Annotated in this window: 13 protein-coding genes; 6 read left to right on the forward strand and 7 right to left on the reverse strand. The window is 69.2% G+C overall.

All coding sequences use genetic code 11. The annotated features are described in order from the left end of the window. Nucleotides 1–4 precede the first annotated feature (4 nt). The gene (locus AB0I04_RS28505) at nucleotides 5–1348 is read left to right on the forward strand and encodes a hypothetical protein (protein WP_360890791.1); all 1344 of its coding nucleotides are present in this window, start codon (nucleotides 5–7) and stop codon (nucleotides 1346–1348) included. A gap of 46 nt (nucleotides 1349–1394) precedes the next feature. Here AB0I04_RS28505 and AB0I04_RS28510 read toward each other — a convergent pair whose 3' ends face one another. The 4 genes from AB0I04_RS28510 to AB0I04_RS28525 all read right to left on the reverse strand — a co-directional run bounded on the left by AB0I04_RS28510 (nucleotide 1395) and on the right by AB0I04_RS28525 (nucleotide 7521). Then, on the reverse strand, nucleotides 1395–2621 hold the full coding sequence (locus tag AB0I04_RS28510; RefSeq protein ID WP_360890794.1) for an alginate lyase family protein: 1227 nt from the start codon (nucleotides 2619–2621) through the stop codon (nucleotides 1395–1397). Between the two features lie 39 nt (nucleotides 2622–2660). Next, nucleotides 2661–3557 (reverse strand): putative Ig domain-containing protein, encoded by an 897-nt coding sequence (locus AB0I04_RS28515; RefSeq protein WP_360890857.1) that lies wholly within the window; start codon nucleotides 3555–3557, stop codon nucleotides 2661–2663. A 314-nt stretch (nucleotides 3558–3871) separates the two neighbouring features. Beyond that, nucleotides 3872–6019 (reverse strand): alginate lyase family protein, encoded by a 2148-nt coding sequence (locus tag AB0I04_RS28520; RefSeq protein WP_360890797.1) that lies wholly within the window; start codon nucleotides 6017–6019, stop codon nucleotides 3872–3874. Beyond that, nucleotides 6016–7521: a glycosyl hydrolase family 28 protein gene (locus AB0I04_RS28525; protein ID WP_360890800.1), complete on the reverse strand. Its 1506-nt coding sequence runs from the start codon at nucleotides 7519–7521 to the stop codon at nucleotides 6016–6018. Before AB0I04_RS28525 ends, AB0I04_RS28520 begins: the two co-directional genes overlap by 4 nt. Before the next feature lie 264 nt (nucleotides 7522–7785). On the opposite strand from AB0I04_RS28525, the gene AB0I04_RS28530 reads away from it, so the two are divergent. The 3 genes from AB0I04_RS28530 (at nucleotide 7786) to AB0I04_RS28540 (ending at nucleotide 11647) form a co-directional block, all read left to right on the forward strand. Then, nucleotides 7786–8808, forward strand: a complete 1023-nt coding sequence (locus AB0I04_RS28530; RefSeq protein ID WP_360890803.1) for a hydroxyacid dehydrogenase — start codon at nucleotides 7786–7788, stop codon at nucleotides 8806–8808. A 65-nt stretch (nucleotides 8809–8873) separates the two neighbouring features. Further along, the gene (locus tag AB0I04_RS28535) at nucleotides 8874–9941 is read left to right on the forward strand and encodes a LacI family DNA-binding transcriptional regulator (protein ID WP_360890806.1); all 1068 of its coding nucleotides are present in this window, start codon (nucleotides 8874–8876) and stop codon (nucleotides 9939–9941) included. Between the two features lie 50 nt (nucleotides 9942–9991). Continuing rightward, entirely contained in the window at nucleotides 9992–11647 is a 1656-nt protein-coding gene (locus AB0I04_RS28540; RefSeq protein WP_360890810.1) for a glycoside hydrolase family 43 protein, read from the forward strand. A 40-nt stretch (nucleotides 11648–11687) separates the two neighbouring features. Here AB0I04_RS28540 and AB0I04_RS28545 read toward each other — a convergent pair whose 3' ends face one another. The 3 genes from AB0I04_RS28545 to AB0I04_RS28555 are packed head-to-tail and all read right to left on the reverse strand — an operon-like array spanning nucleotide 11688 to nucleotide 14818. After that, entirely contained in the window at nucleotides 11688–12620 is a 933-nt protein-coding gene (locus tag AB0I04_RS28545; RefSeq protein WP_360890813.1) for a carbohydrate ABC transporter permease, read from the reverse strand. Further along, nucleotides 12617–13501, reverse strand: coding sequence for a sugar ABC transporter permease (locus AB0I04_RS28550; RefSeq protein WP_360890815.1), 885 nt, complete (start codon nucleotides 13499–13501; stop codon nucleotides 12617–12619). The genes AB0I04_RS28545 and AB0I04_RS28550 overlap by 4 nt, the downstream gene beginning before the upstream one ends. Before the next feature lie 6 nt (nucleotides 13502–13507). Next, on the reverse strand, nucleotides 13508–14818 hold the full coding sequence (locus tag AB0I04_RS28555) for an extracellular solute-binding protein (protein WP_360890818.1): 1311 nt from the start codon (nucleotides 14816–14818) through the stop codon (nucleotides 13508–13510). Between the two features lie 288 nt (nucleotides 14819–15106). On the opposite strand from AB0I04_RS28555, the gene AB0I04_RS28560 reads away from it, so the two are divergent. Together AB0I04_RS28560 and AB0I04_RS28565 are read left to right on the forward strand one after the other, a co-directional pair. Further along, nucleotides 15107–15817: a ThuA domain-containing protein gene (locus tag AB0I04_RS28560; RefSeq protein WP_360890821.1), complete on the forward strand. Its 711-nt coding sequence runs from the start codon at nucleotides 15107–15109 to the stop codon at nucleotides 15815–15817. Between the two features lie 83 nt (nucleotides 15818–15900). Further along, on the forward strand, nucleotides 15901–16422 hold the full coding sequence (locus AB0I04_RS28565; RefSeq protein WP_360890860.1) for an RNA polymerase sigma factor: 522 nt from the start codon (nucleotides 15901–15903) through the stop codon (nucleotides 16420–16422). Nucleotides 16423–16695 lie beyond the last annotated feature (273 nt).

Genomic DNA, 16695 nt, shown 5'->3' on the forward strand with positions numbered 1-16695 from the left:
AACGATGAGACGAAGCCTCTGGTTTCCGCGCCTGGCGGTCGTGGCCGTCCTCGGCTGTTCCAGCGCGGTCGTCGTACATTCCACGGCCGATGCCGCGGGCGGACGGCCCTCCGCGACGGCGGGCAGGCCGCAGCCGAGGCAGGTGAAGTCACGCGTTCTGCGCACGTCGAAGGAGCTGGCGCGGCGCGCCGGGTCCGCCCTCCCGGCCGGAGGGTTCGGGAACGGCGTGTTCCAGGTCTATGAGACCCCGGCGGGCAGCAGCGCCGGGGTCGGCCAGTTCACGGTCATGACCGGCGCGAACAACCCTGCGGGCGCGGACCGCGACGTGCTGTTCGGCCAGGGAGCACCCGGGACGAGCTACATGATCGTCCGCGATGTGACCGCGGGCGTGGACTACGTACAGGGCCGGATGCTCACCCATGCGAACGAGGTCTCGCTCGACGATCGGGTGAGCTTCCAGCAGACCACGGGGACCACCAGGACGACCCGCTGGCAGGCCGGAGCCTTCGTCCTGAGCCAGGACGTCTCGGTCACCGGCGATACCGTGGCGAACTCGCGCGTCACCGTCACAACGACGATCAGCGACTTCAACACGCCCCGGCACAAGTACCAGATCCAGTATCTGTGGGACACCGCGATCGGCGCCGATGACGGACCCGTCGTCCAACCGCGGACGGCGGGCGCGCCCTACGGGCCGTTCGAGCCGACCGTCGGCATGGAGCAGACCAGCACGGCGCCGGGCGACACCGTCGTCGTCGACGGTCACGTCAACAGCGGGCCGCCGAGCCTGGCCGTGGCGCTGTCGGGCTCCGACAATCCCCAGGCGGCGCCCGACTCCGTGAAGTACCTGTGCTGGCCGGACGCGATCTTCGCTCCGCTCGGCGGATACGTCACCGACAACACCCGAGACATCAGCGACCCCCGGTCCGACTGCCTCAACCAGCAGGGAAACGCCGACTCGGCGGTCGAGTACCTCTGGTCGGCGGACGCGAACACGAGCCCCTCCGGGGAGGTCAAGGTCGCGGCCTCCCTCAGGATGAGCCCGCCGACGCCGTACGCCACGACGATGCGGGCCGGGGGCATCTCGCTCGGTTCGGCGACGGCGACCCTCACCGACACCGCGACCGGGAGGCCGATCGCGGGCCGAGCCGTGAAGTTCAGCGCCGGCGGCCGTACGGCCTGCGACATGGTCACCGATGCCGCGGGGAAGGCCACCTGCGGCGGCCTCCTCGGCGGGCTCCTCGGCTACGACGTCAGCTTCGCCGGAGACGCCATCTGGGCCCCGTCCACCGACCATGGCGGCCTCCTGCTGAGAGGCAGCCGGTCTTCGGGCGGGCGCGTTCGATGAACGACGTCCGGCCGGCGAGCGTGGCCGCTCGCCGGCCGGGGATCGTTCACTTGGCGTACATCAGGGTGCCGAAGCCGAGCTGGTCGTAGCCTCCGCTGTCAGAGCCGTAGTCGCCGCCTCCGCCTTCGGGGCGTCCGTTCCCGGCGATGGTGCCGATGTACGGGACGTCCAGGTAGAGGCGCCGGGCGTAGTGGTAGTAGATCATGTCCCACACCGGCCGCACCTGCCCGCGCGAGGCGGAGGAGATCACGGTCTGCGACTGCTTGGCGCAGTTGGTGCCGCTGCCCCAGTTGTAGGTGGTGAATGGCACGTCGTTGCCCGTGTTGTACTTGGCGACGTACTGGGCGGCCTTCATGAACCGCTGGCCGTCGTAGCTGTAGAGGTCGGTGCCCTGGTTCCAGGCCATCTCGCAGATGGCACCCATCTGGCCCATGCCCATCATGGTGTGGCCCTGGTCCCGGCCCGACTCCTGCCACTGGCCGAGGTCGTACCCGCCCACGTTGGAGTAGAGGAAGGGCACGGCGTGGGCGATGGAGCCGTTTCCCGCGCCGCTCTTGAAGTAGTTGACGGCCTGGTCGAACTTTGCCGCGTTGTCGGTGAGGATGCCGATGGCGAGGACCGAGGCGACGTTGCACAGATCCCAGTTCGCCCAGTAGTTGGTGATGCAGGCGCCGTTGTGCTGGGTGAGGAACTGGTTGTTGAGCGGGTAGAAGACGTTGACCATCATCTTCTGGAACCGGGCGAGGTCGAAGCCGCTGTAGCCGCGCATCAGCTCGGCGGCGTTGGCGAACTCCCAGCCGTAGATCCCGGCGGCGAGGAACCGGTCGGCGTCGCCGGTGACGGTCGTGAGCTTGGCGGACCAGGCGTTGAGGATGTCGCGCGCGCAGTCGCCGTTGGCGGTGGTTCCGGCGACGTTCCAGCGCAGGGCGTTCTGGTACGCGGCGGCGATGTCGTTGTAGAGGATGCCGTAGTTCTGGCCGGTGCCGCCGCGGATGATTGTGGCCTGCGGGTTGGGCTTCCAGGTGCTGGCGGAGTGTGGGTTGGCGACCAGCCGGTTCCAGCCCGACAGCCACGGGTCGTTTCCGGCTTTCACCCGCACCTTGGCGCGGTTGATGTCGCCCGCGTTGTGCAGCATGCCGGGGTGGGTGAAAGTGGCGGGCGCGGCGCTCGCCCTGCCGCCGATGAGCGCCGCCGCCGTGCCGGCCGCGGCGACGCCGCCGGCTGTGCGAAGCAGGTCGCGTCGGCTCATCCGGTGCGTGTTCCTGCCGTCCATCGTGGTGGAACTCCTTCCCTGCGGGGACCTCGTTTTCGGTCAGGAGGTGGTCTGCGTGACGCTCACGTGGTCGAAGAGCGCCGTCGTCTGGGCGGCCGGATCGTGGGAGCACACCACGAGCCCGGCGTAATAGGGGGCGTCGCCGAAGGCGGGGATGGTGCCCTGGCCGATGGGGGTCCAGGTCAGGCCGTCGGAGGAGACGTCCGCGGTGAAGGTGGTGCCGGTCCGTGTCAGGCGCAGCCAGAGCGGAAGCCGGACGGGCCCACTGCCCGCGATCGTGGTGGTGGCACCGGCGACGGTCTTGCGCAGCAGGAGCTGCGGCGTCCCGGCCTCGGCACTCCCCGTGCTGCTCACGACGGCTCCGGCCGCCTGGTCGAACGGCGAGGTCGACTTGGCCATGAGCAGGCCCACGCGATCGGCCGTCACCGCCCCCGTGCGGGAGACGACGCGAGCGGTGAGCGTGCGGTCGCCGGTGATGGGAACGCGGGCGAACTGCCCGGTCCAGCCTTGGCCGTTGACGTTGAGGTCGGGACCGGCGCCGCGCACGGTGAAGACGCCGCCGTCATGAGTCGTGATCCCCGGAGCGTGAACGGCGGCGACGCCAAAGGTGCCTGACCGCCGTTCGTCGAGGACGACATCGCCGACATCGCCGTACGACCAGGGTTCGGGCGGTGGCGTGCCGACCGTGAGGGGGAGGGGAGCGGAGACGGACGCCGTGGCGTTGGCCGCCGTCAGCACGACCGTGAACCGACCCGTCTCGGCGGGCTCCCCGGAGATCAGGCCGCTGCGCCGGTCCAGGCGGAGCCCGTCGGGCAGACCGCGGGCGGAGAAGAGCACCGGGTCGGACGAGGCGCTGATCAGGTACCGGAACGGTTCATCCCGGTCGGCGTACGCGACGGCCGGGCCGGTGATCACGGGTGCCGGCGGGGCCGGCATGACCGCGCTCGCCGGTGCCGAATGCGGCCCCCGGCCACCGGAGTTGGTCTTGGCGACGACGTAGCGATACGTGTTTCCAGGCTTCCCGGTGGCGTCGATGTACCGGATGCGGGCGCCGAAGCCGACGGGTGCCACTCCGGTGGCGATCGGCTTGTAGGGGCCGCTCGCGCTGGTGGAGCGCAGAACCGTGTAGGTCGCGGCGAGATCCGGGTCGCTCCAGGTCAGTTCGATCGCGCTGCGCCCGGCGTCGGCCCGCAGGCCGGTGGCCGTGCACGCGGGGCGAGGCGTCGTCCAGCCGCCATCGGCGCGGGCGGTCACGGTGACGTTGTCGAACGCGGCCGTTCCGGTCTCGGCGTACGGTTCGTCGACGCCGAGGCAGGAGCACAGCACCAGGCCGGCGTGGACCTCGGGGCCCAGGTCGATCTCGGTGGAGCCCACTTCGGTCCACTCCGCGCCGTCCGGGGAGATCGACCCGACGAAGCGGTTCCGCCTGCGTTCCAGCCGTACCCAGTACGGCATGCGCATCCGGTAGCCGTCGCCGGCCGCCTCCACGTACGGCGCCGCCAGCGGTGTCGCGGAGTCCGGGAGCGCGCCGAGGTTCGAGAGCGGGAAGGCGGCCGCCGTCGTGATGGCCTGCTGCTGCGACGGCGGCACCGGCGTGCTGCCGGTGGCCGACGTCGGGCCGCGGGACGAGGTCCGGGCGGCCCACACACCGCTCCAGGTGCTGAGCGGAAGCCTTGGATCAGCATCGAGGCGTGCGGCGCGTCGGCCGTCAACGCGCCGCGCATCGTCACGCCCACCTTGGAGTACTGCGAGCTCAGCGGCCACACGACTCGTGCCATGACGACGCCGTCGCCGCGCAGCGGAAGATGGACGAGGTGGAACGCGTCGGCCGTACCCCCGATGTCCGCGCCGCCGGCCTCCACGGTGAACCGCTCGCCGTCGAAGGCCGCGCTGCCCGGCGTCCGGACGTCACCGACGTCCCGGCCGGTCCACGGTTCCGGCAGGCCGGTGCAGGCGGCGATCACGGCCGAGCCGGCGCCGCGTCCGGAGGCGTTCGCCGCGGACACGGTGTAGTAGTACGTCCGGCCGTGGTGCGGTGGACGGTCCGTGTACGACGTCGACCCGACCCCGTCGGCGATCCGCTCGTACGGTCCGCCCGGGGCGCCGGCCCTCAGCACCGTGTAGGTGTCCGCCCACGCGGCGGCGAGCCAGGAGATCGTGACGGTGCTCTCCGCGGGCACGGCGTGCAGTCCGGCGGGCGCGGCCGGTGGGCCGGCGGGCGGTGCCGGCGCGGCCGTTCCCGCGAACGTCAGGGTGCCCCAGCTTGGCAGGTCGTCGTTGCTTCCCTCTACCGCGCGGGCGCCGCCGGGGCCGCGGAAGACCGCCTGTTCGGTGTACGGCGTGGGCAGCCCGCGGACACCGTGGTAGTGCGCGTAGGCCATCTCGTAGATCGGCGGCAGGTTGCCCCGCGAGATCGCTGAAACGGACTGCTTGATGTACTTGCCGGTCCGGTCCAGGTCCGGGACGAAGGGCACGTCGTGGCCGAGGTTGTAGCGCGCGGCGTACTCGACGTTCGCCAGGATCCGGTCGCCCATGTACCCGTACAGGTCGACGCCCTGGTTCCAGGCGACCTGTGCGACGTCGGCCAGCAGACCGACGGCCAGTTGCTCATGCCCCTGGTCGCGGCCGCTCTCCTGGCCCTGGCCGTCGGCGGTGACGACGCGGTGGGGAACGCTGCCGTTGCCCGCTCCGGCGGCGGCGAAGCGCAGGGCGTCCTCGAACAGGGTGCGGTCCTCGCAGAAGACGCCGATGGCGAGGATCGTCTGCATGGCCGTCAGGTCCCAGTTGCCGTTGGCGTAGAGCATGTAGCCAGAGACAGCCCGGTACCAGACGTCGAGGAAGGACTTCTCGCATCGGACGATGTCCGCCTGCGGCCAGCCGTCGTAGCCGCCGTGCCGCAGCAGTTCCGCCGCGTTGACGAACTTGAAGCCCTGCAGGCCGGCGCCGAGCTGACCGTCCGCTCCGGTGATGGCCTGCAGCGACGCCGACCAGGCGTTGAGGATGTCGCGCGCCTTGTCCGCGTGGGCCCGCTCACCGGTGACGCACCACATCAGCGCGTTCTGGTAGGCCGCGGCGGAGTCGGCGACCGCCTCGCTCATGTGGTTCGTCGGGCCCCGGCCCCAGGAAGTGATCTGTCCCGTGTTCTGCACGGTGTAGCCGGCGGACGAGCGGGGATGCGCGGCCAGCGCCAGATAGCCGGAGTAGACGGGGTCCCGGCGGGCCGCGACGGCCGCCTTCATGCGGTCCAGGTCGTCCTGCCGATGCAGGATCCCCGGGTGGGCGAAGGCGAAGGGCGTCCCCGCGTCCGCGCGCGCCCGCTCCTGCGGAAACAGCGGGGTGGCGAGCGCCAGGGAGGACGCCGCGCCGAGGAATCCGCGGCGGCTCAGCGCGCGGGTCATCGGCCGGCCGCCTGGGCTTCGGCGGTGGTGATGAACTTCAGGCCCGTCACGTGCTCGTTGGCGTACATCGGCACGAAATCCGACGTCAGGTACCAGCTGGGCTTCTTCATGCTGTCGGCGATCACTGTGCCGTTGACGACGAGATTCTCGAAGGTGACGTCCTTGATGAGGCGCTGGTCGTCGTAGCCGACCAGCACGGACGGGTTGGCGTGCGTGCCGGTGTAGCGGAGGTTCTTGACGTACACCGACTCGATGCCCCGCCCCGGCGAGGTGTTGTACTTCGTGTTGTACATGATCCGCATGTTGATCAGCTGGCCCTGGCGGAAGTCCTCGACCCGGATGTCCTCGCACCGCACGTTCTTGATGAGGTTGCTGTCCCCGGGGTTGAGCGCGATGCAGCCCTGGTAGAGCATCTGCGGCTCGCGGTGGTCGAGGATGTCGATGTTGCTGAAGGTCAGGTCGGAGAGCGTCTCGGGGCTGTCGGAGTTGCCGTGTGTGCCGACGTTGATCGGGTGGGCGACGTCGGCCCAGAGAGTGGAGTTCTTGACGGTGATGTCGCTGCTGTCGCCGTAGTAGTTCCAGCGGTGGTTGTAGATGGCGACGCAGTCGTCGGCATTGCGCATGAAGACACCGTCGATCACGGCGTTGCGGCAGCTGAACAGGTCGATTCCGTCCCCGTTGCCCTTGACGCTGAACGCCCGCATGTTCCGGATCGTCAGCCCGGTGACCTGACCGGCGGTGACGGCGTAGCCGTTCGGGTCCAGCATGGTGACGCCGTCGATGGTGATGTCGGAGGAGTATTCGGCGGTCACGCCGCCCCCGGGTGCCGCCCAGATGACGCCGCGTCCGATCAACCTGGCGTTCTGGACGTTCGAGAACACCACCCGTGACTTCAGCACGGCGCCGCCGGCGAGGTAGACCGTCGAGCCGCTCGGGACGGTCACGGTGCCATCGGTCGTGGTGTGCACGCCGGGGCCGAAGTAGATGACGTTCGGGTCGTCGGGGTGGGGAACGTCGGTCTCGACCGTGTTCGTCAGCAGGTGGACGCAGTCGAAGATGTCGTCATTGACCTGGATGACGACGTTGCGGGGCTCGGTCAGGGTGAACGTCAGGGTGTCGCCGTGCACCCTGGGCTCGATGCCGTAGGAGTCCGGCCGGATCCTGGCGCTGTGGATCCGGCCCTTGGTGTAGGTGACCGAGACCTCCACGGAGCCGGTGAAGTCGAAGTACGCCATGGAGGAGTTCTGCGTCTGACCGGCGCCGGTGGTGGTGTTGATCAGGTTGAGCGTGGCCAGGTACACGCCCAGCCGCTGCCAGCGGCGCCGCGGTGTGCGGACCTTCACGATGAAGCCGTCGTTGACCGGCGCCCCGTTCGGAACCGGGTAGGTGACCAGTGCGGCATCCGCCGCGTCGTCCGCCGCTCGTGCGGTGCCCGTCCTGCCGATGAGAGGGCCCGCCAGAGCCGCGGCACCAGCGGTCCGCAGGGCCGTGCGACGGGACATGAAGGCGCTCATCAGATACCTCCGAGGGGGGCTCTGCCTTGGGGCGGGGAAGGGTGCTGACGATAGAAAACGCTTACTGCGGAATGTACGACTGCCTGGGCGATGCCACAAGGGGTGGATGGCCGGGATGTTGCGCCGACGTTTCGTGAGGGTTGCGAAATGCCCGTCGTGAGCTGCTCATACGTGCGATCTGCCGGGTTCGTCGATCAGTGGTTGACCCCTCGGATGGGCTACCCTACGATAGAAATCGTTTTCTATTTAATCATGGGGAGTTGGTCTATGGCCGACCGGCCGAAAGCGCTGTTCGCCATGCGCCCGCGGTATTTGTCCCAGCTCTTCCCGGTGCCTCTCATGAGCCGCCTCGAGAAGCTGGTGGAGATCGACACCTCACTCGTGGCTCAGCGGTTCGATCAGCCGGAAATCGTCCAGGCCCTCGCCGATACCGAGATCCTGATCACCGGATGGGGCGCTCCCCGGCTGGACGACGCCGTCCTCGCGGCCGCCCCGCGGCTGCGTGCCATGGTGCACGCCGCCGGCAGCGTGCGCCACCTGGTCGGCGACGCCTGCTGGGAACGCGGTCTCCTGGTCTCCAGCGCGGCGCAGGCCAATGCCGTGCCGGTGGCCGAGTACACCGTGGCCGCGGTCCTGATGGCCGGCAAGGGCGTGTTCGAGGCCCGGGAGCGCTACCGCGCCGACCCCGACTACCGCCGTCCCGAAGACGATCCCGCCGTCGGAAACTACGGGCGCCGGGTCGGCCTGATCGGGGCGTCCAGGGTCGGCCGCCGCGTGCTCGAACTGCTCCGGCCGCACGACCTGACCCTGACGCTCGCGGATCCCTACCTGGACGCCGCCGAGGCCGGCCGCCTCGGCGCGGAGCTCCTGCCACTGGACGAGCTGCTGCGCACCAGCACGATCATCAGCGTGCACGCGCCGGACATCCCGCAGACCCGCGGCCTGCTGGACCGGCGACGCCTGGCGCTGATCCCGGACGGCAGCATGCTGATCAACACCGCGCGGGGCGCCCTCGTCGACCATGACGCGCTGATCGCGGAGCTGGTCAAGGGCCGGATCAGCGCGGTCCTCGACGTGACCGACCCTGAGCCGCCGCCCGCCGACTCGCCCCTGTTCCAGCTGTCCAACGTCTTCCTGACCCCGCACATCGCGGGCTCGATGGGCAACGAGCTGGAACGGCTGGGCCGGAGCGCGGTCGAAGAGCTGGAACGACTCACAGCCGGGCGGCCGCTCGGCCACCAGGTGAACAAGATCGATCTGGACCGCGTGGCATGACCATCCGGGAGGCGGGGTGGAGCCAATAGCATGACCTTGGACAGGTCGACAGGCGGGGAGGATCGATGGCGAGACGCTCGGCCGCCGACGGCGCATCGCTCGAACGCCGCACGATCAAAGAGGTGGCCGCCCGCGCGGGAGTGTCCCCGGCGACCGTGTCCCGGGTCATCGGCGGCACCTACCCGGTCGCCGCGGCCACCCGCGCCCGCGTACGGCGGGCGATGCGTGAGCTCGACTATGTCGTCAACGCCAACGCCCGCGCGCTGGTCGCCGCCACGTCGAACACCGTCGCCTTCGTCGTCAACGACGTCACCGGGCCGTTCTTCGCGCACATCGCCCGCGGCGTGGAGGAGCAGGCCACCGCCGAAGGCAGGCTGTGCCTCGTCTGCACCACCCACGGCGACCCCGATCGCGAGCTCGCCCTGATCAACTTGATGCGAGAGCAGCGCGCGGAGGCGGTGATCCTGGTCGGCGGTGTTCCGGAGACACCGGAGTACCAGGACCGCATGGCCAAGCTCGCCAACGCCCTGGACGGGAGCGGTTCTCGCCTGGTCCTGTGCGGACGGCCGGCGCTGAACCAGGACGTCCCGCAGACCGTGGTCGAGTACGACAACGAGGGCGGCGCCTTCGCGATGACCAGCTACCTGCTGTCGGCCGGTCACGAACGCATCGCGCTGCTCGGGACGATCGACGACCTGCCGACCTCGACCGGGCGGGTACACGGCTACGAACGCGCACTGCGCGGCCGCGGCCTCTCCATGGACCCGAACCTGATGGTCAAGGGCCCCTTCGCCCGCGAATTCGGATACCGCGCGACACGTGACCTCCTCGGCCGGAAGGCCGAGTTCAGTGCGATCTTCGCCATGACCGACATGATCGCCGCCGGCGTGCTGTTCGCGCTGCGCGAGGCGGGAGTCCGCGTTCCGGACGACGTCTCCGTGGTCGGCTACGACGACATCCCCCTCGCCGAAGACCTCTTCCCGGCGCTGACGACCGTGCACGTACCGCACGAAGAGCTCGGTCGCGCCGCGGTCCGCATGGCCCTCAACCGGAGCGAGCACGGCGGCGGCCAGCACCTGAAGATGGGGACCCACATCGTCATCCGCGACTCCGTCGGGCCGGCGCGGAGCTGACGACAGGTCCTCGCGTTCCATCCATCGCCGGCACGTACGGAAGGATCACGATGACCCCGGGCCGGATACAGAACCCCGTACTGCCCGGCTTCCATCCGGACCCGAGCATCGTGCGCGTCGGCGCGGAGTACTTCCTCGCGACGTCCACTTTCGAGTGGTATCCGGGCGTCATGGTCCACCGCTCGGCCGACCTCGTCCGCTGGGAGCCCGCCGGCCACATCCTCGACCGACCCGACCTGCTCGACCTGCGCGGCGTGGCGGACTCCGCCGGGGTCTGGGCGCCTTCTCTCTCGTACCACGACGACCGGTTCTGGCTGGTCTACAGCATCGTGCGGACCGTGGGTTCCCCGTTCAAGGACGTCGACAACCTGCTGATCACCGCACCCGCGATCGATGGCCCCTGGTCGGAACCGATCTTCCTCAACTCCTCCGGCTTCGACCCGTCACTGTTCCACGACGACGACGGCCGCAAATGGCTGGTGAACCAGCAGTGGGATCACCGCGAGGGCCACCCGTCCTTCGCGGGGATCGTCCTCCAGGAGTACGACCACGGCGAACGTGCCCTGGTCGGGGAGCCGGTCAACGTCCTGCGCCATGACGAGCTCATCGAGGGGCCCAACCTCTACCGCCGCGACGGCTGGTACCACCTGATGCTCGCCGAAGGCGGCACCGGCTGGAACCACGGCATCCTGATGGCCCGCTCCCGCTCCCTGACCGGTCCGTACGAGATCGACCCCGGTGGTTCCCTGCTGACCACGCGCGATTCCCCCGGCTTCCCTCTGCAGAAGGCCGGGCACGGCGAGCTCGTGGAGACCGCCGACGGCGAGTGGTATCTCGCGCACCTGGCCTCCCGGCCCGTGGCCACTCCCGATGGGCCTCGCTGCATCCTCGGGCGCGAGACCTGCCTGCAACGGGTGGAGTGGACGAGCGACGGCCGGCTGCGGCTCGCCGACGGCGGCAGCGGGCCGCGGTTGGAAGTCCCGGGACCGCGCTCGGCGTCCGCCGCGCCACCGCTCGCCGATGGCGGCGGCAGGCCGCGGTTGGAGGTTTCGGGACCGCGCTCGGCGCCCGTCGCGCCACCGCCGGCGCGGCCGAGCCGTGACGACTTCGACGCTCCTGAGCTCGGCCCGACGTGGAGCACGCTTCGGGTGCCCGCCGACGCGTCCTGGCTGAGCCTCACCGAACGTCCTGGCTGGCTGCGCCTGCGCGGCAGGCAGAGCCTCCACTCCCTGTTCGAGCAGAGCCTCGTCGCCACGCCCCTCACCGCCGTGCGCTGCGAGGCCCGGACCGTGCTGGACTTCCGTCCCTCGCATTTCTCCCAGCTGGCGGGCTTGATCTGCTGGTACGACACCACCACGCACTACTACCTTCGGGTGACCCACGCCGAGGGGCGCGGACGCGTCCTCGGGATCGTCCTCACCGACGATGGCGTCTACCACGAGCTCCCCGACGACGACCTCGAGATCGCCGACTGGCCGCTGGTGCACCTGCGCGCCCGTTTCGACGGCGCCGAGCTGCGCTTCTCCGCCTCGCCGGACGGAGACGACTGGCGGCCGGTGGGCCCGGTCCTCGACGCGAGCAGGCTCTCGGACGACTACGGCGACCGGCTCCGCTTCACCGGCGCCCATGTGGGTGTGTGCGCCCAGGACCTCGGCGGCACCCGGACCCCCGCCGACTTCGACCTCTTCGAGCTGCGCACCCTCTAGAAGGCGGCCCTCCGGTCTCTAGAGCCGGCGGGCCGCGCGGTCACTTCAGGCTTCCCAACGTCACGCCGGAGCGCCAGTAGCGGCGCATCGCCACCATCATCACGGCCATGGGGATGATGGACAGCAGGCATCCGGTCAGGACCAGGCTGGTGAGGTCGACGCCCGTTTCGGCGCGCTTGCCGCTCCAGTTGTACAGGCCCAGGGCGAGCGTCCAGTTGTTCTCGCTGCGCAGCACGGTCAGCGGCAGGAAGAAGCTGTTCCAGGTGTTCACGAAGGCGAGCAGGAACACGGTGGCGCCGCCGGTGGTCATCAGCCGCAGCACGATGCTGACGAAGATCCGTAGCTCTCCCGCGCCGTCCAGGCGGGCGGCCTCGAGCAGCTCGTACGGGACCGCCGACTCGGTGTAGACCTTGGCCAGATAGACGCTGAACGGGTTGATCAGGCAGGGGATCAGCATCCCCCAGGGGGTGTCCACCAGCCCCAGGGAGGAGAAGAACAGGTAGAGCGGAAGGGTGAGCAGCGCGGTGGGGACCAGGAACGATCCCACCACGCAGGCGAAGACGACCTTGCGACCGGGAAAGTCGAACCGGGCCAGTCCGTAGCCGGCGGCGAGCGCGACCAGCGTGCCGCCGAGGGAGCCGACCCCCGCGTACAGGAACGAGTTGGCGATCCAGCGCCAGAAGATGCCGTGGTCGTAGCCGAACACCTGGCGGATGTTCTGCCACAGGTGCATGCCCGAGAACCACAGCCCGTTCGTCTGGTAGAGGCCCGCCTGATCCTTGGTGGCGGCCACCAGCAGCCAGTAGACGGGGAACAGGCTGTACAGGGCGAACAGGACCAGCCCGATCAGGACGAAACGGTGACCGGCGCGGCGCGCCGCCGGGCTCACGTTGTCGGGACGGGTGCGCCGCCGGATCGTGGCGTGCCGAGGCCGCGGCTCGGCCTTCGGAGTGTCGTCGGACACCGCTGTCATGCGCCCTCCCGGGTCGTGAGCCGGTAGAAGACGTAGGACGCGGCGCCCAGCAGGACGGCCAGCAGCACCGACAGCGCGGCGGCGTAGTTGTAGTTGCCGGCGTTGAACGCCTGGTTGTAGATGACCATGATCGGGGTGAAGCTGTCGGTGACGGTCTGCGGGGTGACGTGCCGGAACAGCATCGGCTCGTTGAAGATCTGCAGCATGCCGATGATGGAGATCATGCCGGTGAGCACCAGGGCTCCGCGGACGTACGGCACCTTGATGCGGAGCGCGATCCGCAGCTCGGACGCTCCGTCGACGCGGGCGGCGTCGAACAACTCGTGCGGCACGCTCTGCAGCGCCGCATAGATGATCAGCATGTTGTAGCCGATGCCGTGCCAGGTGAGCAGGTTGCCAATGGAGGGCCAGACCATGCTCGGGGCGAAGAAGTTCAACGACCAGCCGAAGGCCTTGCCGAGCGCGGTGAGCGGGCCGACGTTCGGGCTGTAGAGGTTGACCCAGACGATCGCCGCGACCACGCCCGGGATCATGTACGGGACCAGCAGCGCGATCCGGAACCGATTGGCGACACGGCCGGTCAGGTGGTCGAGGAGCAGGGCGAGCAGCAGGCTGATGATGAGCATCGCGGGAATCTGCACGCAGGCGAAAAGGAAGACTCGCCCCACCGCGCCGAGGAACGTCGCGTCGGACAGCCCACGCTGGTAGTTGTGCAGGCCCGCGAACCGCGTCGTGCTGCCGCTCAGGCCCAGCCCGGACTGCCGGACGGTGAACAGGCTGCGTTCGATGGCGTAGCCGATCGGCACCACGTACAGGAAGACGAAGCCGAGCAGGAAGGGCGCCGTGAACCCGGCGCCCTTCCAACGCTGCGCGCGTACCATGCCGCCTCAGCCCTCGACGCTGATGCCGCGGGACTTCAGGTCGTTCACCGTCCACTGCTGCATATGGGCCAGTAGATCGGTGACCTTCTGCTGCTTGGTCATCACCTTCGCCCAGCCGGTGGCCATCTCGGTGTACATCGCGGTCCAGTCCGGGCCGAACGTCCAGTCCGTGGCGACGAGGGGGAAGCTGTCGGTGACCACCTTCTTCGAGGCGTCGTAGCTGCCGCCCAGCAACGTTTTGGGGAGCGCGTTGTCGATGAAGGGCGAGGAGTCGGCCACCGCGGGCATGAGACCGTCACCCGTGGCGGGGTCGGCCATGATCTTGACCGCTCCGGGGTCGGTCGACAACCACAGTGCCGCCTGCGCTGCCTGCGCGCGGTCCTTGCACTGCGAGGTGACGACGTTCAGCCCGCCGCTCTTGTTCGTCCCGGCCGGGGTACGGGGGGCTTCGCCGTTGAAGGTGGGCCAGGGCGCGATCGCCCACTGTCCCAGGGACTTGGTGAAGTTCTTCACCATGCCGGCCATCTGCCAGGTGGAGATCTGGCGGGTGACCGTTCCGCCGCTGTCGTAGTTGCGCTGTACGGCGGCGTAGTCGGAGAAGGACAGGCTGGAGTTGAGGTTGTCGTCGATGATCTGCTGGATCACCGCGGCCGCCTTGAGGGTGGCGGGGTCCTGGAAGTTCACCTTCCACTTGTCGCCGTCGATGCTGTACCAGTGCGCACCCGCCTGCATCGCGAGCGTCTCCAGGGTGCTGGGGTCCTCGCCGGCGTAGTTGGTGATCTTGACGCCGTGGGCCTTCAGCGTCTTGCCGGCGGCGATCACATCGTCCCAGGTGGCGGGCGGCTTGAGCCCGTACTTCTTGAAGACGTCGGTGCGGTAGATGGTGAAGGCGGGCGAGGAACTGGTGGCGACGCCGTAGGTCTTGCCCTGGACGAGAGTCCCGGCGTAGGCGCCCGGATTGAACTCCGCCTTGTGCGGGGCGATCCACTGGCTGATGTCGGCCAGCATGCCCTGTGAGACGAAGGTCGTGACGTACTCGGCGGTGCTCTGCATCAGGCAGGGGGCGTTGCCGGCCTTGAACGCGTTGGTCAGCTGCTGCGGCGCCGTGGCGTCCGTGATCTTCGTGTACTTGATCTGTACGTCCTTGTGACCGGCGTTGAAGGCCTTCACGGCGGCCGCCTGGCCTTGGTCCCAGCCCCAGTAGGCCAGGGTGGCCGGGCCGGACGCCTTCGAACCGGACGTGCCGCAGGCCGTGAGCAGGCCGCCGACGGCGAGGGCCGCCACGGCCACGGGAAGACGCCTCCTGGTCGGGTTCATCGGGCTGCTCCTTGTTTCACGCGGAGGGATCTTTGCGGGGTTCGGGATGGCCGACATGGCTGGGGCATGGTCGGTTTCCTCGGCTCTGAGCGCGTGGACGCCGGTCGGTGAAGGTGGTCGCGGCTCGCCTGATAGCGGGGGTTTGTCGGCGGGTATAGAAAACGATTGCTGTTGAATGTAGGTACCAGCCACCGATAAGGCAAGAGGGGCAAGGCGGTTTGTTGCCGGGGCTTACGTCAGGTCGTACCATGACGATAGAAAACGTTTTCTATCGTGTGCGGAGGGTTCATGACCGGCCGAGGCATCCTCGTGTACACCCGGACGACGGCCTACCGGCACGACTCCATCCCCGCGGGCGTCGCGGCCTTCCGTGAGCTGGGCGCGCGACACGGCTTCTCCGTGCACGCCACCGAAGACCCCGCGGCGTTCACCACGGAGCGGCCGGCCGCCTGGGACGCGGTCGTCTTCCTCTCCACGAGCGGAGACGTCCTGGAGCCGGCGGGACGAGAGGCGCTGCGGACGTACGTCGCCGAGGGCGGGGGATTCCTGGGGATCCATTCGGCCGCCTGCACGGAGTACGACTGGCCCGAATACGGCGCGCTTCTCGGCGCCCGCTTCAACGGGCATCCGGAGATGCAGCCGGGCCTGGTACGGGTGCTCGACCGGGCGCATCCGGCAACGGCGCACCTGCCGGAACGCTGGCACCGGACCGACGAGTGGTACGACTTCCGCGACGGGCCCGCACAGGTCCGGGTCCTGGCGACGATCGACGAGCGCAGCTATCGCGGCGGTCACATGGGACCAGACCACCCGCTCGTCTGGTGCCGAGAGTACGGCGCCGGCCGTACCTTCTACACCGCGCTGGGCCACCCCGCGGAGGCCTTCGCGGAGCCGGACTTCCGCGAGCACCTGCTCGGTGCCCTGCGCTGGGCCGCCGGCTGGACTCCCGACGGGACCGACGACCGCCCTGCCGCGGGCGACGCCGAGACGCAGGGTTGAGCCCGCCGGGGGTGTGACACCCTGACCGGGTGCGTGCGTTCTCCCAGCTGACCTTGGACGGGTCCGTTGACCGTTAGCTGGTGATGCTTGCTCAGGCCGGTGATGCGGCCGCGCTGGGTTCGCTGCTGGCCCGGCATCGTGCCGGCATGTTCGCCGTGGCGTTGAGTGTGCTGCGGGATCGGGACGAGAGCGAGGACGCGGTCCAGGACGCGTCGATCCTCGCGTTGGCGCGGATCGGTGACCTGCGCGATCCGGCTGCGATCGGGCCGTGGCTGAAGATGATCGTTCGCAACGTCTGCCGGAAGCGGCCGCGTGTCACCACCCCGATCCTGACCGGCGGCCTGCCGGTGGCGAACTCGGTCGATCCGCAGGAGCTGTTGGAGCGACACGCACTGCGCGACTGGGTATGGCATGCGATCGGGCAACTGTCACAACCCCTTCGGGTGGTGGCGCTGTTGCGGTACTTCTCCTCAGTGACCCGATACGAGGAGATCGCGGCCGGGCATCGTCGACCTTCCGGGACCAACGGTCACCTCGCCGGGGGAGCGGGGACCGGTGCTGTGCTGCCGAGCCGTCAGGCGTTGGGAAGACCCCAGTACTGGTAATCGTTGTTGGTGTTGCAGCCGTTCTCCCTGTTCAGGCATCGGCGTGCCAATCGGCGCTTCGGGCCGGCCACACACGTGCACCGCCAAGGGTGCGCTCCAGGCTCTCGTTGGAGGGCACTCCTTCACCTGATGAGAGTGACCACGACCTTGACCGCCTTGAGCATCGTCCGTAGACAGCAGCGAGGGCTCCAGGCAGAATCGCTGGCAGAAATTTCGGCAGTTTCACCGCGAATCGGGGGATCGGGTGCGTGGCCAGTCAGACGCAGGACTTGG

Origin of the sequence: Actinoallomurus sp. NPDC050550, assembly GCF_040655075.1 — a bacterium.
GTDB lineage: Bacteria > Actinomycetota > Actinomycetes > Streptosporangiales > Streptosporangiaceae > Actinoallomurus.

Bases quoted from the DNA above. Each gene is read 5' to 3' on its own strand.
- AB0I04_RS28505 (WP_360890791.1), top strand. From the start codon at position 5: ATGAGACGAAGCCTCTGGTTTCCGCGCCTGGCGGTCGTGGCCGTCCTC.
- AB0I04_RS28510 (WP_360890794.1), bottom strand. From the start codon at position 2,621: ATGGACGGCAGGAACACGCACCGGATGAGCCGACGCGACCTGCTTCGC.
- AB0I04_RS28515 (WP_360890857.1), bottom strand. From the start codon at position 3,557: ATGCCGGCCCCGCCGGCACCCGTGATCACCGGCCCGGCCGTCGCGTAC.
- AB0I04_RS28520 (WP_360890797.1), bottom strand. From the start codon at position 6,019: ATGACCCGCGCGCTGAGCCGCCGCGGATTCCTCGGCGCGGCGTCCTCC.
- AB0I04_RS28525 (WP_360890800.1), bottom strand. From the start codon at position 7,521: ATGTCCCGTCGCACGGCCCTGCGGACCGCTGGTGCCGCGGCTCTGGCG.
- AB0I04_RS28530 (WP_360890803.1), top strand. From the start codon at position 7,786: ATGGGGAGTTGGTCTATGGCCGACCGGCCGAAAGCGCTGTTCGCCATG.
- AB0I04_RS28535 (WP_360890806.1), top strand. From the start codon at position 8,874: ATGGCGAGACGCTCGGCCGCCGACGGCGCATCGCTCGAACGCCGCACG.
- AB0I04_RS28540 (WP_360890810.1), top strand. From the start codon at position 9,992: ATGACCCCGGGCCGGATACAGAACCCCGTACTGCCCGGCTTCCATCCG.
- AB0I04_RS28545 (WP_360890813.1), bottom strand. From the start codon at position 12,620: ATGACAGCGGTGTCCGACGACACTCCGAAGGCCGAGCCGCGGCCTCGG.
- AB0I04_RS28550 (WP_360890815.1), bottom strand. From the start codon at position 13,501: ATGGTACGCGCGCAGCGTTGGAAGGGCGCCGGGTTCACGGCGCCCTTC.
- AB0I04_RS28555 (WP_360890818.1), bottom strand. From the start codon at position 14,818: ATGAACCCGACCAGGAGGCGTCTTCCCGTGGCCGTGGCGGCCCTCGCC.
- AB0I04_RS28560 (WP_360890821.1), top strand. From the start codon at position 15,107: ATGACCGGCCGAGGCATCCTCGTGTACACCCGGACGACGGCCTACCGG.
- AB0I04_RS28565 (WP_360890860.1), top strand. From the start codon at position 15,901: ATGCTTGCTCAGGCCGGTGATGCGGCCGCGCTGGGTTCGCTGCTGGCC.